Source organism: Pseudomonas sp. LBUM1641 (assembly GCF_059716235.1).
In genome coordinates this window covers 2,139,416-2,164,241 of sequence record NZ_CP166815.1, presented here as the reverse complement: position 1 = coordinate 2,164,241, position 24,826 = coordinate 2,139,416, and the positions used below count along the sequence as shown (strand labels likewise).

At 60.9% G+C, this 24,826-nt stretch carries 23 protein-coding genes; 9 read left to right on the top strand and 14 right to left on the bottom strand.

Translation table 11 applies throughout. From position 1 onward, the window contains the following. Positions 1-3: 3 nt before the first annotated feature. From trhO to ACA046_RS09905, 3 genes are all read right to left on the bottom strand, one after another. On the bottom strand, positions 4-948 hold the full coding sequence (gene trhO / locus ACA046_RS09915; protein WP_258344579.1) for an oxygen-dependent tRNA uridine(34) hydroxylase TrhO: 945 nt from the start codon (positions 946-948) through the stop codon (positions 4-6). Between the two features lie 275 nt (positions 949-1,223). Continuing rightward, positions 1,224-1,517 (bottom strand): BolA family protein, encoded by a 294-nt coding sequence (locus ACA046_RS09910; RefSeq protein ID WP_003216739.1) that lies wholly within the window; start codon positions 1,515-1,517, stop codon positions 1,224-1,226. Positions 1,518-1,523: 6 nt separating this feature from the next. Beyond that, positions 1,524-2,042 (bottom strand): DUF2059 domain-containing protein, encoded by a 519-nt coding sequence (locus tag ACA046_RS09905; protein WP_017476194.1) that lies wholly within the window; start codon positions 2,040-2,042, stop codon positions 1,524-1,526. Between the two features lie 192 nt (positions 2,043-2,234). On the opposite strand from ACA046_RS09905, the gene ACA046_RS09900 reads away from it, so the two are divergent. After that, positions 2,235-3,623, top strand: a complete 1,389-nt coding sequence (locus tag ACA046_RS09900; RefSeq protein ID WP_003216744.1) for a class II fumarate hydratase — start codon at positions 2,235-2,237, stop codon at positions 3,621-3,623. Here ACA046_RS09900 and ACA046_RS09895 read toward each other — a convergent pair. From ACA046_RS09895 to pap, 3 genes are all read right to left on the bottom strand, one after another. Continuing rightward, complete coding sequence (locus ACA046_RS09895; protein WP_459027361.1) at positions 3,620-4,576, bottom strand: DMT family transporter; 957 nt, start codon at positions 4,574-4,576, stop codon at positions 3,620-3,622. The genes ACA046_RS09900 and ACA046_RS09895 overlap by 4 nt on opposite strands. A 935-nt stretch (positions 4,577-5,511) precedes the next feature. Next, entirely contained in the window at positions 5,512-6,696 is a 1,185-nt protein-coding gene (locus ACA046_RS09890; RefSeq protein ID WP_177027303.1) for a thiolase family protein, read from the bottom strand. 102 nt (positions 6,697-6,798) lie between these two features. Continuing rightward, the gene (gene pap / locus ACA046_RS09885) at positions 6,799-8,316 is read right to left on the bottom strand and encodes a polyphosphate:AMP phosphotransferase (RefSeq protein ID WP_497676365.1); all 1,518 of its coding nucleotides are present in this window, start codon (positions 8,314-8,316) and stop codon (positions 6,799-6,801) included. Positions 8,317-8,470: 154 nt separating this feature from the next. Here pap and mnmC point away from each other — a divergent pair, with 154 nt between their 5' ends. The 5 genes from mnmC to ACA046_RS09860 all read left to right on the top strand — a co-directional run bounded on the left by mnmC (position 8,471) and on the right by ACA046_RS09860 (position 15,778). After that, the gene (gene mnmC, locus ACA046_RS09880; protein ID WP_497676364.1) at positions 8,471-10,459 is read left to right on the top strand and encodes a bifunctional tRNA (5-methylaminomethyl-2-thiouridine)(34)-methyltransferase MnmC2/FAD-dependent 5-carboxymethylaminomethyl-2-thiouridine(34) oxidoreductase MnmC1; all 1,989 of its coding nucleotides are present in this window, start codon (positions 8,471-8,473) and stop codon (positions 10,457-10,459) included. 153 nt (positions 10,460-10,612) lie between these two features. After that, positions 10,613-12,385, top strand: coding sequence for an N-acetylglutaminylglutamine amidotransferase (locus ACA046_RS09875; protein WP_076017410.1), 1,773 nt, complete (start codon positions 10,613-10,615; stop codon positions 12,383-12,385). 3 nt (positions 12,386-12,388) lie between these two features. Next, the gene (gene ngg / locus ACA046_RS09870; RefSeq protein WP_497676363.1) at positions 12,389-14,134 is read left to right on the top strand and encodes an N-acetylglutaminylglutamine synthetase; all 1,746 of its coding nucleotides are present in this window, start codon (positions 12,389-12,391) and stop codon (positions 14,132-14,134) included. Between the two features lie 172 nt (positions 14,135-14,306). Next, complete coding sequence (locus tag ACA046_RS09865; protein ID WP_003216760.1) at positions 14,307-15,491, top strand: osmoprotectant NAGGN system M42 family peptidase; 1,185 nt, start codon at positions 14,307-14,309, stop codon at positions 15,489-15,491. 59 nt (positions 15,492-15,550) lie between these two features. Next, positions 15,551-15,778, top strand: coding sequence for a YheU family protein (locus tag ACA046_RS09860; RefSeq protein WP_003192759.1), 228 nt, complete (start codon positions 15,551-15,553; stop codon positions 15,776-15,778). Positions 15,779-15,781: 3 nt separating this feature from the next. Here ACA046_RS09860 and csrA read toward each other — a convergent pair whose 3' ends face one another. Together csrA and ACA046_RS09850 are read right to left on the bottom strand one after the other, a co-directional pair. Continuing rightward, positions 15,782-15,991 (bottom strand): carbon storage regulator CsrA, encoded by a 210-nt coding sequence (gene csrA, locus ACA046_RS09855; protein ID WP_017480012.1) that lies wholly within the window; start codon positions 15,989-15,991, stop codon positions 15,782-15,784. Positions 15,992-16,154: 163 nt separating this feature from the next. Then, entirely contained in the window at positions 16,155-16,970 is an 816-nt protein-coding gene (locus tag ACA046_RS09850; protein WP_497676362.1) for an SDR family oxidoreductase, read from the bottom strand. Between the two features lie 329 nt (positions 16,971-17,299). Between ACA046_RS09850 and ACA046_RS09845 the strand changes: the two genes are divergently transcribed. Next, entirely contained in the window at positions 17,300-17,452 is a 153-nt protein-coding gene (locus tag ACA046_RS09845) for a DUF3309 family protein (RefSeq protein ID WP_003216767.1), read from the top strand. Positions 17,453-17,512: 60 nt separating this feature from the next. Here ACA046_RS09845 and ACA046_RS09840 read toward each other — a convergent pair whose 3' ends face one another. Then, a complete protein-coding gene (locus ACA046_RS09840; protein ID WP_459027343.1) occupies positions 17,513-19,600 on the bottom strand; it encodes an LTA synthase family protein in 2,088 nt (695 codons plus the stop codon). A 322-nt stretch (positions 19,601-19,922) separates the two neighbouring features. Between ACA046_RS09840 and ACA046_RS09835 the strand changes: the two genes are divergently transcribed. Continuing rightward, positions 19,923-20,393 (top strand): methylated-DNA--[protein]-cysteine S-methyltransferase, encoded by a 471-nt coding sequence (locus ACA046_RS09835; RefSeq protein ID WP_076017417.1) that lies wholly within the window; start codon positions 19,923-19,925, stop codon positions 20,391-20,393. A 105-nt stretch (positions 20,394-20,498) separates the two neighbouring features. Here ACA046_RS09835 and ACA046_RS09830 read toward each other — a convergent pair whose 3' ends face one another. The 4 genes from ACA046_RS09830 to ACA046_RS09815 all read right to left on the bottom strand — a co-directional run bounded on the left by ACA046_RS09830 (position 20,499) and on the right by ACA046_RS09815 (position 23,769). Further along, on the bottom strand, positions 20,499-20,690 hold the full coding sequence (locus ACA046_RS09830; RefSeq protein ID WP_003172956.1) for a PLDc N-terminal domain-containing protein: 192 nt from the start codon (positions 20,688-20,690) through the stop codon (positions 20,499-20,501). Positions 20,691-20,758: 68 nt separating this feature from the next. Further along, a complete protein-coding gene (locus ACA046_RS09825; RefSeq protein ID WP_459027341.1) occupies positions 20,759-21,289 on the bottom strand; it encodes a hypothetical protein in 531 nt (176 codons plus the stop codon). Positions 21,290-21,330: 41 nt separating this feature from the next. Beyond that, entirely contained in the window at positions 21,331-21,846 is a 516-nt protein-coding gene (locus tag ACA046_RS09820; protein ID WP_010176046.1) for an ankyrin repeat domain-containing protein, read from the bottom strand. Positions 21,847-21,942: 96 nt separating this feature from the next. Next, positions 21,943-23,769 (bottom strand): long-chain-acyl-CoA synthetase, encoded by a 1,827-nt coding sequence (locus tag ACA046_RS09815; RefSeq protein ID WP_497676361.1) that lies wholly within the window; start codon positions 23,767-23,769, stop codon positions 21,943-21,945. Between the two features lie 397 nt (positions 23,770-24,166). On the opposite strand from ACA046_RS09815, the gene ACA046_RS09810 reads away from it, so the two are divergent. Continuing rightward, entirely contained in the window at positions 24,167-24,445 is a 279-nt protein-coding gene (locus ACA046_RS09810) for a DUF3509 domain-containing protein (RefSeq protein ID WP_076017403.1), read from the top strand. A 54-nt stretch (positions 24,446-24,499) separates the two neighbouring features. Here the strand turns inward: ACA046_RS09810 and ACA046_RS09805 are convergent, their stop codons facing one another. After that, complete coding sequence (locus tag ACA046_RS09805) at positions 24,500-24,784, bottom strand: response regulator transcription factor (RefSeq protein ID WP_459027337.1); 285 nt, start codon at positions 24,782-24,784, stop codon at positions 24,500-24,502. Positions 24,785-24,826: the final 42 nt, after the last annotated feature.

The window sequence follows — 24,826 nt, the reverse complement described above, 5'->3', positions numbered from 1 at the left end:
GGCTCAGGCCTCGGAGGATGGGGATTGCTTGTAGTTGTAGCCAATCGGGTGCGGCAAGTTGCGGGCCTTGGCCAGTTCAATCTGCTTCTGCCGGTCGATCGCGCTGCGACGAGTCTTCTCGGAAAGCTTATCCCAGCAATGCGGGCAACTGATGCCGGCCACATAGTGTTCGGATGCACGGTCTTCGACGCTGACCGGTGTGCGGCAGGCATGACATTGATCGTAGTCGCCTTCGCTCAAGTCGTGGCGCACGGTCACGCGATTGTCGAACACAAAGCAGTCGCCCTGCCATTTGGTTTCTTCCTGCGGCACCTCTTCGAGGTACTTCAGGATGCCACCCTTGAGGTGGTACACCTCGTCAAAACCTTCGCTGAGCATATAGCTCGAGGCTTTTTCGCAACGAATTCCGCCGGTGCAGAACATGGCGACTTTCTTGTGCTTGGCCGGATCGAAGTTGGCTTTGATGTAGTCGGGAAATTCACGAAAGCTGGTGGTTTTCGGGTCGATCGCGCCTTCAAAGGTGCCGATGGACACTTCGTAGTCGTTGCGGGTATCGATCAGCAGCACTTCAGGGTCGCTGATCAGCGCATTCCAGTCTTGCGGATTGACGTAGGTGCCGACTTTTTTGTTCGGGTCGACGCCTTCGACGCCCAGGGTCACGATCTCTTTCTTGAGCTTGACCTTGGTGCGGTAGAACGGCTGCTCGTCGCAGTACGACTCTTTGTGGTCGATGTCGTCCATGCGTGGGTCGTTCTTGAGCCAGGCCATCAAGCCATCAATGCCTTCGCGGCTACCGGAAACGGTGCCGTTGATGCCTTCTTCGGCGATCAGCAAGGTGCCTTTGATACCGTTGTCGACCATCGCCTGCAGCAGTGGCTCGCGCAGGGCGACGTAATCTTCGAGGGTGACGAACTTATACAGTGCCGCCACGACGATTGGTTGAGTCATGGGTGTTCTCTCCAGGTGGCTACCCTCGTAAAGGGTGAACCGGATGCAAAAAAAACGCGCCGACTAAGCGGCGCGTTGCGGATTCTATCAAAAATGGCGACGATTATGGACCGCCTCTTTACTGTGGCGAGGGAGCTTGCTCCCGCTGGGCTGCGAAGCGGCCCCAACAAGGCAGTTGCAACCTTTCAGTAAGATCGCGGTGATTGGCAGAAGGGCTGCTGCGCAGCCCAGCGGGAGCAAGCTCCCTCGCCACATCAAGCCAATGTGCCACAGTGTCAATGTCCGCCGGCGCAGGTCGGCGAGGCCGGGGCTGCGTCGATTTTCGCCCATTCTTCAGGCGTGTAGGTATGCAGCGCCAACGCATGGAATTCGCTCATCAGGTCACCCAGCGTGGCATAGACCTTCTGGTGGCGCTTGACGCGGTTAAGCCCCTCGAACTGCTGGCTGACCAGCACGGCCTTGAAGTGGGTCTGCAACCCACGGCTGTGCATATGGCTTTCATCCAGCACGCTCAAGTGTTCCGGGCTCAGGGCGACGAGTGCCGATTCGATACGCTGTTGCATGGTCATTCCTGTTTACTTCTTCTTGGCCGGGGCCGGGGCTTTTGGCGTCAGCTCGTTGGTCATGTCTTCCAGCAGCTTGTTCACCACCGGTACCGCGCTTTCCAGCTTGGCCTGGGTCATCTGGGCCGATTGCTGGGTCAGCTGAGGCATTTTTTCCAGGACTTTCTTGCCCAATGGCGACTGGTAGAACGCAACCAGGTCCTTGAGCTCGGATTCGCTGAAGTTACTGGTGTACAGCTTGATCATGTCCGGCTTGAGCTTGTTCCAGCCAATGGCCTGGTCCAGGGCGGTGTTGGCCTTGGCCTGGTAGGTGTCCAGAACGGTTTGCTTGGAAGCAGGCGCCTTGGTCTGCTCGAAACGCTGAGCGAACATTTGCTGCACTTGCATGTACACCGGGGTACCCAGCTTGTCGGCATGGGCCAGGGTAAGGAAGGCTTCGGCACTGGCGTTGTGGCTGGCGGTATCGGCAAAAACCTGGCCGCTGGCACATACCAGAGCAACCGCGGTACAGATGGCACGAAGACGAGTCATCGAGTTTCCTTTTCTAGCAGGCGAGGTAAGACCCCAAGGGCGCCCATTCTGCGCCTAAAAAACGCCGCGGCTCAACCCCACGCCTTATGGGGCCTGGTTTTGCGGTACATAATCCGATGAAAAGTCTTTAATGGAACCCTCAAGGTCCATCACGGCCTAAACTGCGCAAACGAACCTGAAGGAGTGTGCCCGATGAGCCGTATCGAAACCGACAGCCTGGGAGAAGTGCAAGTCCCGGATGACGCTTACTGGGGCGCGCAGACCCAACGCTCGCTGGTGAACTTCGCCATCGGCGACCAGCGCATGCCCCTCGCCGTGCTGCACGCCCTGGCCCTGATCAAGAAGGCTGCGGCCCGGGTCAACGACCGCAATGGCGACCTGCCCGCCGACATCGCCCGGCTGATCGAACAGGCCGCCGACGAAGTGCTCGCCGGCGAACACGACGACCAGTTCCCCCTGGTGGTATGGCAGACCGGCAGCGGCACCCAGAGCAACATGAACGCCAACGAAGTGATCGCCGGCCGCGCCAACGAGCTGGCGGGCAAGCCCCGTGGCGGCAAGAGCCCGGTTCACCCCAACGATCATGTGAACCGCTCCCAGAGCTCCAACGACTGCTTCCCCACCGCCATGAGCATCGCCGCCGTGCAGGCGGTCACCGAGAAGCTGTTGCCGGCCATCCGTGAACTGTCCGGCGGCCTGGCAGAGTTGTCGGCGCGCCACATGAAGCTGGTGAAAACCGGCCGTACCCACATGATGGACGCCACGCCGATCACCTTCGGCCAGGAAGTTTCAGCCTTTATAGCGCAACTGGATTACGCCGAACGCGCAATCCGCAGCGCCCTGCCCGCCGTCTGCGAACTGGCCCAGGGCGGCACCGCCGTCGGCACCGGGCTCAACTCGCCTCACGGGTTTGGCGAAGCGATTGCCTCGGAATTGGCCGCGCTGTCGGGCCTGCCGTTTGTCACCGCGCCGAACAAATTTGCTGCGCTGTCCGGCCATGAGCCGTTGACTACCCTGCACGGTGCCCTGAAAACCCTGGCCGTGGCCCTGATGAAAATCGCCAACGATCTGCGCCTGCTGGGTTCCGGCCCGCGTGCCGGGCTGGCGGAAGTCAAGTTGCCGGCAAATGAACCGGGCAGTTCGATCATGCCCGGCAAGGTCAACCCGACCCAATGCGAAGCCCTGTCGATGCTGGCCTGCCAGGTGCTGGGCAACGACGTGACCATCGGTTTCGCCGCCAGCCAGGGCCATTTGCAGTTGAACGTGTACAAGCCGGTGATCATCCACAACCTGCTGGAGTCGATCCGCCTGCTGGCTGACGGCTGCAGCAACTTCCAGGAGCACTGCATCGCCGGCCTTGAACCCGACGCCGAGCAAATGGCCGCGCACCTTGAGCGTGGCCTGATGCTGGTGACTGCGCTGAACCCGCACATCGGCTACGACAAGTCCGCCGAGATTGCCAAGAAGGCCTATGCCGAAGGGCTGACCCTACGGGAGGCGGCGCTCAAGCTGGGCTACCTCACGGATGAAGAGTTCGACCAGTGGGTACGTCCGGAAAACATGCTGGAAGCCGGTCATTAAGACGCCAACCGTGCACGCCGGGCCCTGAGCCCGGCGAACAACGATGGCGCCAACGCGACCGTCGCGGAACCGAGCACCACCAGCACGGCCCCGCCGTAGCCGAGGGCGTTGATGTCTTCGGCGTGCACGTAGTCGGGCCACATCCACGCGGCCACGGCCACCGCGACGAAGGTCACCAAAGGCGTCAGCGCCAAGGTGGCGCTGACGCGCGAGGCTTCCCAGTGGGCCAGGGCTTCGGCGAATGCGCCGTAGGCAATCAGCGTATTGAAGCAGCAGGCCAGCAGCAGCCAGCCTTGCAGCGGGCTCAGTTGCAGCGCTTCCATCGGGTGCGCCCATGGAGTCAGCAAGAGCGCGCAGCACAGGTAGATCACCATCATCACCTGCAACGAATTCCACACGGTCAACAACTGCTTCTGGCCCAGGGCGTAAAAGGTCCAGATGGTGGTGGCCAGGAGGATCGTCAGTACGCCGGCGGTGTAGCTGCCCAGGGAGGTCAGCAGTTCGGTCAGGCGCTGGTTGAAGAACAGGCCGAAGCCGGTGATCAGCACCAGCAGGCCCACGCCCTGGCCCAGGCTGAAGCGTTCCTTGAACACGAAGACGCTGGCGATCATCAGGAAGATCGGGCCCACCTGCACCACCAATTGCGCGGTGCCGGGGCTTAGCAGTTTCAGGCCCACGAGGTAGAGCACGTAGTTGCCCATCAGGCCGCACACGGCGATTGCTACCAGCCAGGCGCCTTTTGGTCCGAGGGAACGCCAGCTGGGCAGGCGTCTGACTGCCGCGAGGTAGACGAACAGGCAACTGCCGGAGACGACCAGGCGAAACCAGGTGACGGTAACGGGGTCCATCACCTGCAAGACCTGTTTGAGTTTGATCGGCAGGATGCCCCAGAGCAGCGCGGTCAGCAGGGCCAGGGATAGACCGTAGACCCAACGGCCCGATGAGATGTGCATGAGTGCCCCGAATGCCTGAGGTGGAGGAGGTGCATTCTAGGGGGACGCGGGGGGTGGGTGTATATCCGTTTTTTGGGTGATGGCTTGTATGGGTTCCGCTCTTACAGCGGGTCACTTTTGAAAAGAGCCGGAATGCCGGCCCAGCCAAAAGTAACCAAAAGGCTCTTGCCCCACCACTCGGCACCTCGCTTGGGCTCGGTGTGCCCTCACTCCGGCTTTGGAGCGTGGGCCGCCGCGATGGGCCATCCTTGGCCCAGCGCGGCTAACCCGGCGTCCTGCCGGGTTACCCACGCTCCAAAGCCTGCGTTCGGCCAGCGTGGTTTAACGGGGCGCCTAAGATCAAAAGCAGATCAAGGGCACAGCGGCCTACAGGCCGGCTTGAGTGTGGTGGAGCAAAAGCAACAGCCAAATCAAAAGCTAAAGCGAGCACGGGCCAAATGTGGGAGCGGGCTTGCTCGCGAAGGTCGTTAACGATGATGCAGGCATCCTGGATGAACGCGGCGTTCTCAGGTTTTTCGCGAGCAAGCCCGCTCCCACAGAAAAGCAGCCCTGCTTTCGCTCTGGATCTTGCCTCTGCTTCTCACACTCAAGCCGGCCGGTAGGCCGCTGTGCTCTGCTTTTGATCTGCTTGTGATCTTGATCTGCGGGCCCCGTTAACCACGATGGCCGCAAGTAGGCACGGTGGAGCGGGTAAATCGGCAGGGAAGCCGATTTAGCCGCGCCGGGCCATGGATGGCCCGGCGCGGCGGCCCGCGGAATCGGGCCGGAGTGCGGGCATGCCGAGCCCAGGCGAGGCACCGAGTGGTGGGGCAAAGACCTTTTGGTTACTTTTGGCTGGGCCGGCATTCCGGGCGTTTGCCAAAAGTGACCCGCTGTAAGAGCGGAACCATAGGCAGCCGTTACCTAAATAACGGATATACCCCCAACCTCCCAACCTACCGCACCGCCTCAAACAACCCAGTGGCCCCCATCCCACCCCCAACGCACATGGTAACGATGCCGTAACGCAACTTCCGCCGCTGCAACTCACGCACCAGGTGCCCCACCTGCCGCGACCCCGTCATCCCAAACGGGTGACCAATGGAAATCGACCCACCGTTGACGTTGTACTTGGCATTATCAATTTCCAGCCGATTACGCGCATACAGACACTGCGAAGCAAACGCCTCATTCAGCTCCCACAAATCAATATCCGCCACCGTCAGCCCCCGAGCCTTGAGCAACTTGGGCACCGAAAACACCGGCCCAATCCCCATCTCATCCGGCTCACACCCCGCCACCGTAAACCCACGGAAAAACGCCTTCGGCTTCAGCCCCAATTCCAGGGCCTTCTCCAGGCTCATCACCAGTGTCATGGAAGCCCCATCAGACAACTGCGACGAATTCCCCGCCGTCACCGACCCATCCTCGGCAAACACCGGCTTCAAACCCGCAAGACTGGCCAAGGTCGTATCCGGACGATTGCAGTCATCACGGTCCACCACCCCATCCAACACCTGCACCGCCCCGGTGTTCTTGTCCTCAACCTTGTACTTCACCGCCATCGGCACAATTTCATCATCGAACAACCCGTCAGCCTGGGCCTGAGCCGTACGCTGCTGGCTTTGCAGCGCATACAAATCCTGCTCTTCACGACTCACGTGATACCGCCGCGCAACAATTTCCGCGGTCTGCCCCATGGGAAAATAGATGCCCGGCACCTGCTCCTTAAGCAACGGATTGATCAGGTTATCGGTGTTCACGCTTTTCATGGTCAAGCTGATGGACTCAACCCCGCCGGCCACAATGATGTCGCTGCAACCGGAAGCAATCTGGTTGGCCGCAATGGCGATCGCCTGCAAGCCCGAGGAACAGAAACGGTTGAGGGTCATGCCCGCCGTACCGGTGCCCAGTTGCGACAACACCGCCACGTTACGGCCGATGTTGTAACCCTGGGCACCTTCGTTGGAGCCGGCGCCGACGATGCAATCCTCGACCGTGGCCGGGTCAATGCCGTTGCGGGTCAGCAGCGCGTTGACGCAATGGGCAGCCATGTCATCGGGACGGGTCTGGTTGAACTTGCCGCGAAAGGACTTGGCCAGACCGGTTCGCACGCTGTCGACGATCACTACTTCACGCATGGGCTACCTCTATTGTTGGGGTTGTTGAGAGATGGACCGAGCATAGATCCCGCCCTCTTCAACCGCGACAATCATTCATCCCGCGTATGCAAAAGCATGGCGCTACTTCTTCTTGCCTTTCTTGTCATGCTTGTCTGTCTTGTCGAACGCTTCCTCCAGCGCCCGGTTGATGGTGCGCAACACCTTCACCCGCGCCCAGCGCTTGTCATTCGCCTCGACCAGCGTCCACGGGGCAATCTCGGTGCTGGTGCGGTCCACCATGTCACCCACCGCCGCCCGGTAGTCGTCCCACTTGTCGCGATTGCGCCAGTCGTCCTCGGTGATCTTGAAGCGTTTGAACGGGATTTCCTCGCGGGCCTGGAACCGCTCCAGCTGCGTCTGCTTGTCGATCGCCAGCCAGAACTTGACCACGATCACCCCGGCATCCCGCAGTTGCTCTTCAAAGTCGTTGATCTCGCCGTAGGCGCGCATCCAGTCCGTCGGCGTGCAGAAGCCTTCGATGCGTTCCACCAGCACCCGGCCGTACCAGGAGCGGTCGAACACGGTGAACATGCCCCGCGCCGGAATTTTCTGCCAGAAACGCCACAGGTAAGGCTGGGCGCGCTCATCTTCGCTGGGCGCGGCAATCGGTACGATGTGGTACTGCCGGGGATCGAGGGCTGCCGCCACGCGGCGGATCGCACCGCCCTTGCCCGCCGCGTCGTTGCCTTCGAATACCGTCACCAACGCGTGCTTGCGCATGCGCTTGTCACGCATCAGCCCGGAGAACCGCGCCTGCTCGGTAATCAGTTGTTCTTCGTAATCGTCCTTTTCAAGGCTCAGGCTCATGTCCAGGCTGTTCAGCAGGCTCATCTGGTCAACCGCCGACGGCAGCGGCGCCGGGTTCATGCCGCTGGTTTTAGCCTTGGACACCTTCAACGCATTTTGCAGGCCTTCCAGCAGGATCTTGCCAACGGTCAGCCCACGGTAATGCGCATCGACACCTTCGATCACGTACCACGGCGCATAGTCACGGCTGGTGCGGCGCAGGATCCGCTCACCGAAATGCACGAACTTGTCGTAGGTCTTTGACTGCTGCCAGTCCAACGGACTGATGCGCCAGCTGTGCAGTGGGTCGTCCTGCAAGGCCTTGAGGCGGGATTTCATTTGCTTCTTGGAGAGGTGAAACCAGAACTTGAAGATCAGCGCGCCTTCGTCACACAGCATCTTTTCCAGGCGCTCGGCACCGGCGATGGCCTGGTCGAGCCGCGCATCCTTGATCTCGCCATGGACGCGACTCTGCAGCATCTGGCTGTACCAGTTGCCAAAGAAGACCCCCATGCGACCTTTCGCCGGCAGCTGGCGCCAGTAGCGCCAGGCCGGCGGGCGGGCCAGTTCTTCGTCGGTCTGCTGGTCGAAGGTGCGTACTTCGATCAGGCGCGGGTCCATCCATTCATTCAGCAGTTTGACGGTTTCGCCCTTGCCGGCGCCTTCGATGCCATTGATCAGGATGATCACCGGGAAGCGCTTCTGCTGGTGCAGTTCGTACTGCACTTCCAGCAGCGCTTCGCGCAAGGCCGGCACTTCGGCGTCGTAGGTTTCTTTGTCGATGGCGTGACCGATTTCGGCAGATTCGAACATGGGCGGCTCCGTTCCAGAATGAGGCAAGACTAGCGGATTGGACGGTGCAGCGCCGGAGGAAATTCCACACCCGATTGTCATGGATCAATGACAACCCTGTTGATCAGCTAGAATGGCCGCCTTGCCTTTGCCTGCCGTATTTTATGAGCCGCCCATGAACCCCGTATCCCACGCCCAGCTCGACTGGGATGACCAAGGTCGCCCGCACTCGCGGGTGTTCGACGACGTGTACTTCTCCGACAAGTCGGGCCTTGAAGAAACCCGCTATGTGTTCCTCGAGCAGAACCGTTTGCAGGAACGTTTTGCCGCGCTGCCGGTGGGTGGGCGGTTGGTGATTGGTGAGACCGGCTTCGGCACCGGGTTGAATTTCCTGTGTGCCTGGCAGTTGTTCGAGCAACACGCAGTGCCGGGTGCGCGCCTGCATTTTGTCAGCGTGGAAAAGTACCCGCTGAGCCACGCCGACCTGCAACGCGCCCTCGCCCTCTGGCCGGAACTTGCAGCGTTCGCCGAACAACTATTGGCGCAATACATCGCGATCCATCAGGGTTTTCAGCGGCTGGTGCTGGATAACGGTCGCGTCACCCTGACGCTGTTGATCGGCGATGCGCTGGAGCAATTGCCCCAACTGGACGCACAGGTCGACGCCTGGTTCCTCGACGGTTTTGCCCCGGCCAAAAACCCCGATATGTGGACCGCCGAACTGTTCGCTGAACTGGCACGGCTGGCGGCGCCGGGCTCGACCATCAGCACCTTTACCAGCACCGGCTGGGTGCGCAGGTTGATCAATGCAGCCGGGTTCAAGATGAAGCGCACCCCGGGCATCGGCCACAAGTGGGAAATCCTGCGGGGTGAGTTTCTCGGTTGGCCCACTGAAACGCCCGCACCGGCCGCGACAAAACCCTGGTTTGCGCGCCCGCCTGCCGTTGCCGGTGAACGCCACGCGCTCGTCATCGGCGGTGGCCTGGCCGGTTGCGCCACGGCGGCCAGCCTGGCGGCACGCGGCTGGCGCGTCAGCTTGCTGGAACGCCACGCAGCGCTCGCCCAGGAAGCCTCCGGCAACCCGCAAGGGGTGTTGTACCTCAAGCTTTCAGCCCACGGCACGGCACTTTCGCAGTTGATTCTCAGCGGTTTCGGCCATACGCGGCGCCTGCTGGAGCATCTGCAACGTGGCGTGGACTGGGATGGCTGCGGCGTGCTGCAACTGGCCTTCAATGCCAAGGAAGCCGAGCGCCAGGCACAGCTGGCCAGCGCTTTTGCTCCGCAGCTGTTGCACCTGCTGGATCAACAACAGGCCCAGGCGCGAGCCGGGATAACCCTGGAGCAAGGCGGCTTGTTCTTCCCCGAGGGCGGCTGGGTACACCCGCCCGCGCTGTGCCAGTGGCAAGCCAGGCATCCGCTGATCGAAGTGCTCCAACACCATGACGCCCTTGAGCTCAAGCAGGTCGACGGTGAGTGGCAGGCGCTGCAGGGCGATACGGTTCTGGCGCAAGCCAGTGTGGTGGTGGTGGCCGGTGCCGCCGAGATCAAGCGGTTTTCCTTCAGCGCTGACCTACCCCTCAAGCGCATCCGCGGGCAAATTACCCGGTTGCCGCAAACGGCGCAAAGCCAGGCGTTGGCCACGGTAGTGTGCGCCGAGGGTTACGTCGCCCCGCCACGCCTGGGAGAGCATACCCTCGGCGCCAGCTTTGACTTCAAGAGCGACGACCTTACGCCCACCGTGGCCGAGCACGTGGGCAACCTCGAGATGCTGCGGGAAATCTCCCCTGACCTGCTGCAACGCCTGGGCACCGACAGCCTGGCACCCGAACAGCTCGAAGGCCGCGCCGCGTTCCGCTGCACCAGCCCGGACTACTTGCCGATCGTCGGGCCGCTGGCGGAACGCGAGACGTTTGATCACACCTACGCCGCCCTCAGCAAAGACGCCCGGCACGTCCCGAATGCGCCGTGCCCGTGGCTGCATGGCCTATATATCAACAGTGGCCATGGCTCACGCGGGCTGGTCACCGCGCCCCTCTGCGCAGAGCTGCTGGCCGCCTGGCTCGACGATGAGCCGTTGCCGCTGCCGCGCAGTGTCAGCGAAGCCTGCCACCCCAATCGCTTCGCGCTGCGCGCCCTGATTCGCGGCAACCCAAGCAAATCCTGAGGGCCAAGACGGGCCCACAGCCCGTCAAGGCTCATTGCCTTATAACTTATTGTTCTAAAACTCCCACAATTTACCCGGGTCAGTCTCTGGGTACCCGCTGTTTTGGCGGCTGCATTTCTATCCCTCCCCAACGGAAAAACCGGTAAGGAATTTATGTGCGGATTAGCTGGAGAGTTACGTTTCGATCACCAACCTGCCGACCTGGCAGCGGTGGAACGAATCACCCATCACCTAGCGCCACGCGGTCCTGACGCGTGGGGCTTCCATGCCCAAGGGCCGATTGCCCTGGGCCATCGACGCCTGAAAATCATGGACCTGTCGGACGGCTCTGCCCAACCGATGGTCGACGCCCAACTGGGCCTGTCCCTGGCGTTCAACGGCGCGATCTATAACTTCCCGGAATTGCGTGAAGAGCTGGAAGCCCTGGGCTACGCCTTCTATTCCGGTGGTGACACCGAAGTGCTGCTCAAGGGCTACCACGCCTGGGGCGAAGCCTTGCTGCCCAAGCTCAACGGGATGTTCGCCTTCGCCATCTGGGAGCGCGATGCCCAGCGCCTGTTTATCGCCCGTGACCGCCTCGGCGTGAAGCCGCTGTACCTGTCACGCACCGGCCAGCGCCTGCGTTTTGCTTCGGCATTGCCGGCGCTGCTCAAGGGCGGCGATATCAACCCGATCCTCGATCCGGTGGCCCTCAATCACTACCTGAATTTCCACGCCGTGGTGCCTGCGCCGCGCACCTTGCTGGCGGGCATTGAAAAACTGCCGCCCGCGTCGTGGATGCGCATCGACGCCGATGGCAAGACTGAACAGAAAACCTGGTGGACCCTGCCCTACGGCCCTCACGCCGATGAAGCCAACCTGACGCTCGAAGACTGGACCGACCGCGTGCTCGACAGCACCCGCGAAGCCGTGGCGATTCGTCAGCGAGCGGCAGTGGACGTGGGCGTGCTGCTTTCCGGCGGTGTCGACTCCAGCATGCTGGTGGGCCTGTTGCGTGAAGTCGGCGTGCAGGACCTGTCGACCTTCTCCATCGGTTTTGAAGACGCCGGTGGCGAGCGCGGCGATGAGTTCCAGTATTCGGACTTGATCGCCAAGCATTACGGCACCCGACACCACCAACTGCGTATCGCCGAAAGCGAAATCATCGAGCAATTGCCGGCCGCGTTCCGCGCCATGAGCGAGCCGATGGTCAGCCATGACTGCATCGCCTTCTACCTGCTGTCCCGGGAAGTCGCCAAGCACTGCAAAGTGGTGCAGAGCGGCCAGGGCGCGGACGAGTTGTTCGCCGGCTACCACTGGTACCCGCAAGTGGACGGCGCCAGCGATCCGTATGCCGCGTACCGCGATGCGTTCTTCGACCGCAGCTACGACGACTACGCCGCCACGGTCGCGCCCAAATGGCTGACCGCGAATGACGCCGCCGGTGACTTCGTGCGTGAGCATTTCGCCCAGCCCGGCGCCGATGCTGCAGTGGACAAAGCCTTGCGCCTGGACAGCACCGTGATGCTGGTGGATGACCCGGTCAAGCGCGTCGACAACATGACCATGGCCTGGGGCCTGGAAGCGCGTACACCGTTTCTCGACTATCGCCTGGTGGAACTTTCGGCCCGCGTGCCCGGCAAATTCAAACTGCCGGACGGCGGCAAGCAAGTGCTCAAGGAAGCCGCGCGCCGGGTGATCCCGAGTGAAGTCATCGACCGCAAGAAAGGCTATTTCCCGGTGCCCGGCCTCAAGCATTTGCAGGGCGACACCTTGAACTGGGTGCGCGACCTGTTGCTGGACCCGAGCCAGGATCGCGGCCTGTTCAACCCGGCGATGCTCGACCGCCTGCTCACCGATCCCCAAGGCCAATTGACCCCGTTGCGCGGCTCCAAGCTGTGGCAACTGGCGGCGCTGAACCTGTGGCTCAGCGAACAAGGAATCTGATTCATGAAACCTCATGCCACGGCTTACAGCCAACGCTTGCTGCGGGGCCAGGCGCCCTCCTACGAGCGCCTGCAAGCCCGCTTAGCCGAAGACGGCAGCGCACTGGACCCCACGCCGATTGCCGTGCATTGCGGTTGGGGCCGGCTGCTGATCGGCCACACCTTCCCGGACCCGGCGAGCCTGGCCCTGGAGTTGCTCAACGAGCAACCCGGCGAACGGGATATCGCGTTGTATGTGGCAGCGCCACAGCAGATCCTCGGGATTGATCCGCAGCAGTTGTTTCTCGACCCGTCCGACACCTTGCGCCTGTGGTTCACCGACTATCGTCCGGCGACCCGGGTATTTCGCGGCTTTCGGATTCGCCGGGTGCAGAGCGAGACAGACTGGCAAGCGGTGAACCAGCTGTATCAGGGGCGCGGCATGTTGCCGGTGGACCCGGCACTGCTGACGCCACGTCATCAAGGCGGCCCGGTGTATTGGCTGGCCGAGGATGAAGACAGCGGCGCGGTGATCGGCAGCGTGATGGGCCTGAACCACCACAAAGCCTTCAACGACCCGGAGAACGGCTGCAGCCTCTGGTGCCTGGCAGTGGACCCGCAATGCACCCGCCCCGGCGTGGGTGAAGTGCTGGTGCGCCACTTGATCGAACATTTCATGAGCCGTGGCCTGAGCTACCTTGACCTGTCGGTGTTGCACGACAACCGCCAGGCGAAAAGTCTCTACGCCAAGCTCGGCTTTCGCGCGCTGACCACCTTTGCCATCAAGCGCAAGAACGGCATCAACCAGCCGCTGTTCCTCGGCCCCGGCCCGCAAGCGGAGTTCAATCCCTATGCGCGGATCATCGTCGAGGAAGCTCATCGGCGCGGGATCGACGTGCAGGTGGACGACGCCGAAGCCGGGCTGTTCACCTTGAGCCACGGTGGCCGCCGGGTGCGCTGCCGCGAATCCCTCAGCGACCTGACCAGCGCCATCAGCATGACGTTGTGCCAGGACAAGAGCCTGACCCACAAGGCGCTCAAGGCCGCAGGCTTGAGGCTGCCGGAGCAGCAGTTGGCTGGCAGTGCCGATGACAATCTGGAGTTTCTCGACGAGCACCAGCGCATTGTGGTCAAGCCGCTGGACGGCGAGCAAGGCCAGGGCGTGGCGGTGGATTTGCAGAGCATCGAGGACGTGCAAAAAGCCATTGAAGCGGCCCGTCAGTTCGACACGCGTGTATTGCTGGAAAGCTTCCACGAAGGCCTCGACCTGCGGATTCTGGTGATCGGTTTTGAAGTGGTCGCCGCCGCGATTCGCCGCCCGGCGGAAGTCACCGGCGATGGTCAGCACTCCATTGGCGCGTTGATCGAGGCCCAGAGTCGCCGACGCCAGGCCGCCACTGATGGCGAAAGCAAAATCCCCCTGGACCAGGAAACCCAGCGCACCCTAAAGGCTGCCGGCTACGACTACAGCAGCATCCTGCCCCGAGGCGAACGCCTGGCGGTGCGGCGTACCGCCAACCTGCACACCGGTGGCTGCCTGGAAGACGTGACCGCCATCCTCCACCCGACCCTGGTGGACGCCGCCGTGCGCGCCGCCCGGGCCCTGGACATTCCCATGGTGGGCCTGGACCTGATGGTGCCGGCCGCCGACCAACCGGACTACGTCTTTATCGAAGCCAACGAACGGGCCGGGCTGGCCAACCATGAACCGCAGCCGACGGCTGAAAAGTTCGTGGACTTGTTGTTCCCCCATAGCCAACCGACGGCTTGAGAAAGGTGTTGCCTTGACTGGCGCTTTCGCGAGCAAGCCGGCTCCCACATTTGCAATGCATTCCAATGTGGGAGCCGGGCTTGCCCGCGATGGGGTCGGAACAGTCGATGACTCTCTAGCCAATGGCCCACTCATCGAAACCATCGATGCCCTCAACTCATCAGGAGTTTCCATGACCCGAACCATCCCCGAACCGGATCTCGCTTACCTGCAAAAAGTGCTGCTGGAAATGCTCGCCATCCCCAGCCCCACCGGGTTTACCGACACCATCGTGCGCTACGTTGCCGAGCGCCTTGAAGAGCTGGGCATTCCGTTTGAAATGACCCGGCGCGGCACCATCCGCGCCACCCTCAAGGGCCAGAAAAACAGCCCCGACCGCGCCGTTTCCGCGCACCTGGACACCATCGGCGCCGCCGTACGGGCAATCAAGGACAACGGCCGCCTGACCCTGGCGCCGGTGGGCTGCTGGTCCAGCCGCTTTGCCGAAGGCAGCCGCGTCAGCCTGTTTACCGATAACGGCGTGATCCGTGGCAGCGTGTTGCCGTTGATGGCCTCCGGTCACGCGTTCAATACCGCCGTGGATGAAATGCCCATCAGCTGGGACCACATCGAGCTGCGCCTGGACGCATACTGCGCCACCCGTGCCGATTGCGATTCCCTGGGCATCAGCGTCGGCGATTTCGTCGCCTTCGACCCGCTGCCAGAGTTCACCGAGAGCGGGCATATCAGCGCCCGTCACCTTGACGATAAAGCCGGGGTTGCCGCACTGCTGGCGGCGCTCAAGGCGATTGTCGACAGCGGTCAACCGTTGCTGATCGACTGCCACCCGCTGTTCACCATCACCGAAGAAACCGGCAGTGGTGCGGCGGCGGCCTTGCCGTGGGATGTGAGTGAGTTCGTCGGTATCGACATTGCGCCGGTGGCCCACGAGCAGCACTCCAGCGAACACGCGGTGAGTGTGGCGATGCAGGACTCCGGCGGACCGTATGACTATCACCTGTCCCGCCACCTGCTGCGCCTGGCGGCGGAAAATGAGTTGCCGGTGCGCCGCGACCTGTTTCGCTATTACTTCAGCGACGCCCACTCGGCAGTGACCGCCGGCCATGACATTCGCACCGCGCTGCTGGCGTTTGGGTGCGATGCCACCCACGGCTACGAGCGCACGCACATCGACAGCCTCGCCGCGCTGAGTCGCCTGCTGGGCGCGTACATCCTCAGCCCGCCAGTGTTCGCCAGCGATGCACAACCGGCCAAAGGCTCCCTCGACCGGTTCAGCCACCAGATCGAACACGACACGCAAATGGAGAGCGATACCCGCGTGCCGTCGGTGGACAGCCTGGTGGGTCAAAAAACCTGAGACTGGCAACTGGGATCCCGACGCAGTAGCATCGCCGGGATTCCTTAGCCGAGGCTTGTATGCTGATTCCCTACGATGCACTTGAAGTCGATACCCTGACCCGCCTCATCGAAGACTTCGTGACCCGCGACGGTACCGACAATGGTGACGACACGCCCCTGGAAACCCGGGTGCTGCGGGTACGCCAGGCGCTGACCAAGGGCCAGGCGCTGATTGTCTTCGACCCCGAGAGCGAGCAGTGCCAGCTGATGCTCAAGCACGATGTGCCCAAGCATCTGTTCGACTGACACTCACGGATTGGGCACGGGCACCGGATGGGTGTTGGCCTGCTGCCCCTGCCGACTGAGGATCTTCTGATAGACCTCCGCCCGGTGCACATTGACCCCCACTGGCGCCTCCACCCCCAGCTTCACCTGGGTGCCGTTAACTTCCAGAATGCGCAAAGTGATCTGGTCACCCACCGAAATTATTTCACCTACCGCGCGGCTTAATACCAGCATGGGGTTCGTCCTTTTTAAGTTACCGAACCCCGACCATGCGCTCCCCGACCATCACCATCAATGGCCTTCAGGTTAAACAGGCACGTCTTACACATGCAGGTAATTTGCCTTACAGACAGGCGATGATAAATCGCGAATTGCGCCTCAGAACTGAACGCAATGTTCAGGCTTTGAACGACTGAGCCTTGGCTCGCATCTTGTCCGCCATGACGGTCATCTCGTCATACAGCAACTGCGGGTTCTTCTGTTTCAGTGCCCAGGCCATGCGTCCCTGCTCGTGGGGCAGGATCATGAATTGCCCTTCAGCCACCTGCTGGTAAATGTAGTCGGCGATCTCTGCGGCGGTAATCGGCGAGCTTTCCAGCAGCTTGCCCACCTGGGCCTTCATCGTCGGCGTCGGCCCACGGAAGGAGTCCAGCAGGTTGGTCTGGAAGAATGACGGGCACACCACGTGCACCCCGACTTCCTGCTGCTTGAGCTCCACCAGCAGGCTTTCCGAGAGCGCCACCACGCCGGCCTTGGCCACGTTGTAGTTGCTCATGGCCGGGCCCTGCATCAGGGCCGCCATGGAGGCGATGTTGATGATGCGGCCCTTGCCCTTTTCCAGCAGCGGCAGGAAGGCCTTGCAGCCCTTGACCACGCCCATCAGGTTGATTGCGATCTGCCAGTCCCAGTCTTCCAGGGACAGTTCGCTGAAGAACCCGCCCGACGCCACACCCGCGTTGTTGACGATCACGTCGATGCCGCCGAGCTTTTCCTCACAGGCCTGTGCGAAGGCGGTGAGCTGGCTGTAGTCGCGCACGTCGCAACGCTGGGTGAACCCGTCACCGCCGGCCTGGCGCACCAGCTTCAGGGTTTCTTGCAGGCCTGCTTCGCTGACGTCCGACAAGGCCAGCTGCCAACCCTCGCGGGCCCAGCGCAGAGCGATTTCGCGACCCAGGCCAGAACCGGCGCCGGTGATCATCATGCGATTTTGCATAGGAAAATAGCCTTGTGGTTCACGGAAGAAGTGAGCCGCAGTGTAGCGAAGGTTTTTCCCGCACCCACGCACCATCAGACTGCTGAATGCCCCAGGCAAACCGTGGGCCGGGTCGGATAGCGGGAAACCCGCCAAGTTCCATTTATTTAAACTAAGAAAGGTTATTTGCAACGCGGTTAAAGGAAATAAGCTAGTTAGCAAAAAGCTTTAAAAAAACACGGAATTTTCTGCCAAACACATGGGTCGGAGTTATTAAGGCGTCCGTATTAGCTGTCGGGCCTATCCGTTAAATAACAGGTCTTTTCAGAAGACAATAAGGAAAACAAAACATGAGCCTCATTCTTATCATTATTCTGATCCTCCTGCTGGTCGGCGGTCTTCCAGTGTTCCCTCACTCACGTAACTGGGGTTACGGGCCATCGGGTATTCTCGGTACCGTGTTGGTCGTGCTGTTGATTCTGTTGTTGCTCGGCAAGATATAACGCGTTCCAGCACGCAAAAAAAAGAGGCCTTAAAAGGCCTCTTTTTTTATGCGCGGGTGTTTAGTCCGGCTTGCCGTCCACCACACCGGCGGTGTTATCCAGCAGGCTCTTGGTAGCCGTCTGCAGGAACGACTCGAGCTTCTGCTTCAGCGCAGCCTCGTCCGGCGATTCTGGAATCACCTTCCCGGTCGGGTTGGCGCCCAGTTCGTATTCCCACAACTTAGGTGGCATTTCCTTAGGCAGTACCAATACGCGGTCACCGGTAAGCAAGGCGACGGTCTGGTCGCTGCCCGACGGCTTGATCACGCCAAAGCCCTTGTCGCCTTCCGGCAGGTTGAGCAGGTCACGGCCCCAGCACTGGTGCAGGGTGTCACCGCCAAGGCGGCCCATGATGGTCGGCACGATGTCGATCTGGGTGCCCACGGTGTGGTCACGCTCGCCGAACTTCTCTTGCATGCCCGGCGCAATCATCAGCATCGGCACGTTGAAGCGGCCCAGGTCCATCTCGGTGATCTGTTGCTCATTGCCGAAGCCGTGGTCGCCCACGACCACGAACAGGGTTTCCTTGAAGTACGGCTCCTTGCGGGCCTTTTCAAAGAACTGGCCCAGGGCCCAGTCGGAGTAGCGCATGGCCGTCAGATGCTCGTTGAGGCTGCCACGGTCGGTGACTTTTTCAACCGGCAATGGCGTCGGCAACGCGTACGGGGTGTGGTTGGACAGGGTTTGCAGCAGCGCATAGAACGGCTTGCCGCCTTCACGGGCCTTCAACTCTTCCAGGCCACGGTTGAACATGTCCTGGTCGGACACGCCCCAGGTCGGGTCCGAGAACACCGGGTTGACGAAGTCATTACGCCCGATGAAGTTGGTCATGCCCTGGTTGCTGAAGAAGCCCGACTGGTTGTCCCAGGCGAAGTCGCCGTTGTAGACGTACACGTCGTCGAAATCACGATGGCTGAGCAACTGCGGCAGGCCCGACAGCTTGTGGCTGCCTTCCGGAGTCTGCATCAGGTATTCGAAGCCCGGCAGGTTCGGGAAGCACGCCATGGTGGCAAACATACCCTGGTGGGTGTGGGTGCCGTTGGAGAAGAAGCGGTCGAACAGCAGGCCTTCCTTGGACAGTTTGTCGAAGTACGGCGTGATGTTGCCCGGGCGGCCCAGGGCGCCCACCGAGTGACCGGCGAAGCTTTCCATCAGGATCACCACGACGTTCTTGATCGGCAGGGTCTTCTCCGCCGGCGGCGTGAAGTCACGGCGTACCGCGGCGGTGTCGGGGTCTACCAGTTTTTCACTTGGCAATACCAGCATGTCGCGCACGGTCTGGGTGGCCAACGGCTGCTCCAGAGTGGCTTTCCAGATGTTCGAGCGGTCTTCGGAGAAACGCGACTTCGCCGCCGCAATCAGCGACAAGGTACCGTTAAGGCCCAACTGGTTGGCGAAGTTCGAGTCGGTGGTATACACGTCACCCCAACGCAGCGGCGGGCCCTGGCGCAGGGTGCCACGGGCGGCAACCACGGCGATCAGCAGGCAGACCACAAACACCGCAATACGCGAATACCACGGCGCCACCTGACGGGTGCTGATGGTGCCGCCACTGAACGGGCCACGTGGGCGCGTCGCACGGTCGGCGCCTTTGAAGGCGATGCTCAGGATCAGCGTGCCCACGGCCCAGGCCAGCAGGTAGCGCACCACCGGGAAGCCGTACCAGAGCATGCTCATTACGGTTTTCGGGTCTTCCTTTACATACTGGAAGACCAGGCCGTTGAGGCGCTGGTGAAACTCGCGGTAGAAGTCCATCTCCATCAGGCCGAGGAACAGCGCGATGCTGGAGGCGACCGTCAGCCAGAAGCGGAAGAACCCGCGTGCTGCCATGGCCCGTACGCTGAACAGCGCCAGCAGCAACGGAATGCTCAGGTACACCACCAGGCGCAGGTCCAGGCGCAGGCCATTGGCGAACGCTTCAAGGAAGGTCGAGGCCGGCGTGTCGAGGATCATCTCGCGGTTGTAGACCAGCAGCGCCAGGCGCAGCAGGGAGAACATCACCATCATGATCAAGGCACAAAGCAGCGTGTACGCCAGATGGGATTTGACGGTCGGTTGCAGCAAGCGATTAGAAGCTCGCTGCTGATTCAGGGCGTCCGGGTTTGCCATGTCGTTTTAGGACCCATTGGAAGTTTAAGTTGCGAATGAATACAGCGGCGCCCCGCCCTCGCCCAGGCACGCTGGGGTAGGCAGTTAACGCAATGGCGCAAATGGTGCCCGATCAACGCCGGCAACGCCATTGATTACTCATACCGGCCAGTGTTTGAGACTCGTCTTAGAGCCTCCTGGCAGGGAAAATAGCCGGCGAATTGTCTTGGATGGAATGTGAAAATTTTGTACAGCGAATATCTCGACACACAAAAAACAGCCGGGATTGTAGCGAGCAACTTGGGGCCGTATCTTGGCCCTCTGCCCTTTTGGATTGCCCATGATGTTTTATTGCTACCACCCAAGCCCCCTCGGGCCGTTGTTACTCGCGGCCGATGAACAAGGTCTGCGCCTGTTATATATGGACGTGCATCAATGCCCGGTGCAGGCAGATTGGGCGCTGGCAACTAACGAGTTGGATGCAGCAAGACGGCAGCTGGATGAGTATTTTGCACGCAAGCGCGAAGTGTTTGATCTAACGCTGGCGCCGGTGGGCACGCCCTTTCAGCAGCAAGTGTGGCAGGCGTTGTTGCAGATTCCCTATGGGCGTACCTGGACTTACGCTGAACAGGCACAACACCTGGAAAATCCCAAGGCGATTCGCGCGGTGGGCACGGCCAATGGCGCCAACCCGATTTCCATCATCATCCCCTGCCACCGTGTGGTGGGCAGCGATGGAACACTGGTGGGGTTTGGCGGCGGGATTGAAAACAAGGTGAAGTTGCTGGAGCTGGAAGGCAGCTGGTTGATCTAGTAACCGTAGCAGCTGTCGAGCCTGAGCGAGGCTGCGTCTGCAGTGTGTCAGGCACACCGCGAACGCAGCCTCGCTCGGGCTCGACAGCTGCTACGTCGCAGATCTTCAGATACGCACGTTACCGCGCGGCCCGGCGATCGCCCAGATGATCAAACCCAACACCGGCAGCAGCAGGATCAACAGGATCCACAGCACTTTGGCGCCGGTACTCGCGCCGCTTTTGAACACGTTGATGATCGCCCAGATATCCAGCGCGAGGATGATCAACCCGATCAGACCATTAAAAGTGGAACCCATGGTGTCGCTCCTAAGTGAGGGCTTGCCTGCTTAGGATAGTCAGCCGTGGCCAGGGGTTCCGTTTTATTTCAGACGTGCACCGCAACCCGCAGGGCTTCCAGGGACGGCTCGCCCTTGATCCCGACTTCGGCACACAACTCCAGCACCCGTGGCACGTCATTACCGTAGACCAGCACGGCCTGGATTTCGTCGTCCAGCAACTGGCTGAAGTTGACCAGCACGTAGCCGCCGTTTTCCGGGTTGAGCGCGCTCATCTGGATCTGGATGCGGTTCAGCGCGGTCAGGGCTTCGGTTTTGGCCAGTTGCTTGGGCTTGAGGTTGAAGGCCACGCTCGGGCCAAATGAGGCAACGATCTGGGCGAACAGGTCCAGGTAGGTGTCGGCCTGGAACAGCACGGTATCGGGCAAACTGCCGACAACGATCCACTCGCCCAAGGGAATCGGGAAAGTGTCGTCGTAGTTGATGTCGGGGTTGGCGGCCAGGAAAGCTTCAGGATCGGCGTAGGCCTGGGCCGCTTCGTCCGCCACCTTGGCGATCTCGGGTTCGCTCATGCAGCCGGAGCTGATTTTGCTGATGAGTTCGACGAGTGCGGTTTTCATGGGGTGGTCCTGTGGCGGGGCTGATTTTGAGGGCGCAAAGCCTACACCAGTTTTTGCAACTGCGCCGCCGTATCCACTGCGCCCATGGTCTGCGCGGCTGCCAGCGCGGTCACGCCCTGGGCATCGGTAGCCTTGGGGTTGGCGCCCTGGCTGATCAGGTAATCCACCATCTCGGTACGGTTGAACATCGCCGCCATCATCAACGCCGTACGGCCATCCGAAGAGGCGCCTTCGACCAACGCACCGCCTTCGATCAACGCCTTGACCACCGGCAGGTTGCCCTTGAACGCCGCGCCGGCAATCGGCAACTGGTTCTTGTCATTGGCAATCTGGGGATCGGCCTTGAATTCCAGCAGCACTTTCACCGCGTCGACATGCCCGTGGTAGGCAGACAGCATCAACAGCGTATCGCCATTATGGTTACGCAGGTTTGGCGGCAAGCCCTTGGCCAGCAGCGCAGCCAGCATCGCGGCATCGCCCTTGCGCGCTACGTCGAACACTTGCTCGGCAAATTCGGCGGCTTCGTCTTCGGTCATTTGTTTGGCTTGGTCTGACATGTGGGGCTCCTTGTCTGGTGTTTCATAAGGCGCCCAGTCTCGCGATGGAGTTCCCCACTGTCATGCCTTTTTTCCCAAAAGCGGCGATAGGCAGAATCAATAACGGAACTTGCCCGCTTGGATTTCCGCCAGCAGTTGGCCCGTGACCGGCACGTAGCTGTCCGATCCCGGCAGCCAGGCGAAGATCGGATCATCGCCGGCCTTTTCCGGGTCGAACGCCTCCTCCTTGAGTTTCACCTTCTGGTATTTGAAGGTGCCGGTGGTTTCCATCTTCACTTTGATCCGCAGGAACAACGGCACCGCATACGCGGGCAGTTGCCCATGGGCAAACGTCAGCAGCTCGCGCATGTCCAGGGAGGCCAGGGATTCGGCGGGCGTGATGGCGGCCATGCCGGCGCGGCCATTGGTGTTTTCAATCTCAACCCCGTAGGCCACCACCTCGGAGATCTGCGGGTGCTGCAGGAAGATGTTTTCGACTTCGGTGGTGGAGACGTTTTCACCTTTCCAGCGATAGGTGTCTCCCAGCCGATCAACGAATTGGGCATGACCGAAGCCGATATTGCGCAACAGGTCGCCGGTGTTGAAATAGCGGTCGCCCTTCTCGAACACATCGCTGAGCACCACCTTGCGATTCTTCTCGGGGTCGGTGTAGCCGTCGAACGGCGCCTTGTCGTCGATCCGGGCCAATAGCAGGCCCTGACCGCCCTTCGGCACTTCGCGCATGAAACCATTAGTGCCGCGAATCGGCTCACAGCTGTCATGGGCGTAGTCCACCAGCGCCCAGTGCATCAGGGAAAAGCCGATGGTGTTGTCGAAATTCAGCACATTGGTGAAGCCGATATTGCCGTCACTGGCGGCGTACAGCTCGCAGATGTGATCGACGCCAAAGCGCTGCTTGAATTCAGCCCAGACGCCAGGGCGCAAGCCGTTGCCGATCATCTTCGTCACCCGGTTATCCCGGTCCTGCTCACTGGCAGGCTGGTCGATCAGGTAGCGGCACAGTTCGCCGACGTAACCGAGGGTGGTCGCATTGAACCGGCGCGCATCGTCCCAGAACTGGCTGGCGCTGAACTTGCGGCGAATCGCAAACCCCGAGGCCCCGGCAATCGCCGAACCCCAGCACACGCACAGACCGGTGGCGTGATACAGCGGCAAGGTGCAATAGACGACATCCTCGGGGCCCATATCCAGGGCGATGGTGCCGAAACTGGCCGAAGTTCTCATCCAGCGGCCATGTTTGAAAATACCGGCCTTGGGCAAGCCGGTGGTGCCGGAGGTGTAGATATAGAAGCAAGGGTCGTTGAAGTAGATTTGCTGGGTGCTGGTGGGGTTTTCCACCGGAAAATCGGCGCTGGCGGCCATCAGGTCTACATAATTCGGCGGCACGCTGGTGTGCTGCTGATCGGCGATAAACCAGGTTTTATCGGCCTCAATTGCCACCTGGCTGCGCACGGCCTCGTAGGCCCCAGCCAACTCGGCCCCCACGACAACCGCCACCGGCGTCACCAGGTTCAGGCTGTGTACCAGCGCGGCCTGGGTTTGGGAGGTATTGAGCATCGCGCAAATACCGCCCACCTTGGCCACGGCCAACACGCTGAGCAGCAACTCGGGGCGGTTCTCGATAAACAAGGCCACCACGTCGCCCTTGCCGATGCCCTGCTGTTGCAGGTAATGGGCCATGCGGTTGGCGTGCTGGTTGGCCTGGCGATAGCTGAGCACACTGTCGCCATACAGCAGCGCGGCGCCATCGGGATTGCGTTGAGTGGCTTGCTCGAACGTCCAGCCCAGGCCGCACGGTTGCGCAGGGTCTGTGACGTTGGCTGCGCGCATACCGCGGACCAGGCGCGGCAGGGCACGGACAATGGTGGGCACCTTACGCAGCATCTTGCCCCAGGTGATCATGTCACTCGGCGGGTGGCTCATGGCGGGAACGTCCTTTTTCTTATTGTTCGTATGACCCTCAGGCACCCTTCGCACCGTAAGACCGGTGCCGAATGCCTTGCAGGAAAATACGCCAGCCATTCTTCGGCTGTACACGCAGGATTTGAAAAGTTTTGTATCCCAAAAGGAAAAGGAATTTAACGGCCGGTGACGCGGTCACTATGGAAGACCTGCATCGCCCTCCCGCGGCGAAACACTTGGCAAAACCCCGCAAAATGCAGGATGCACGATGGCCATTCATGCAAATTGCACGAAACTGAAAATCTAAAAAATTTATAACTATCTGATTTGCAACGATTTTTTAAGATACTCAGTACTGGCACAATCACTGCACCTATCACTCCACGCTGCAAAACATGAGCAAACGGAGCTGATAGATATGAGCCTGATCCAAGATAAATTTTCTTCTGTGTTCTCCAATTTCGACGTCACCACCCAGGCACGTCCTGATGGCGGCATTCTGCTGACCTTGCGTAACAGCGAAGGCAAGCAGATCAAACGTTCGATCTCTTATCAGCAACTGCACACGGCCGACCAACTGACGTGGGTCATCAGCGCCATTCGCCGCGACCTGGCTGAACAAGCCAGCGACCTGCCACAGATTTCGATGCTGCAAAGCCAGCATCGCTTTGCCCTGCCGACCTACCATTCGGCTTGATTGACATGCAGGACCCGAACAGGTCGTGGTGCCGTTGCGCACCACGGCCTTTTTTTATTCGCACAACCCCTGCTTGAGCGCCTCGTTCACCGCCTGCACCCGGTTAGTCACCTGCAACTTGCCGTAGATGTTGCGCAGGTGAAACTTCACCGTGGCCTGGGAAACTGAGCGAATTCTGCTGATCTCCCAGACCGTCTTGCCCTCGATCGCCCAATGCAGAATTTCCCGTTCCTTTGGGGTCAGGGGTTTACCCGACAACATCGCACGCGACTTGCGGCTGGCAACCGGCGCGTTATCAGTGTGCGTGGACGGTTGTTCCTGTGGCTCTGGACCGCTCATGCAGGCCTCTCTCTTCAGATGGGTCTTGTAACGCCTGAAATC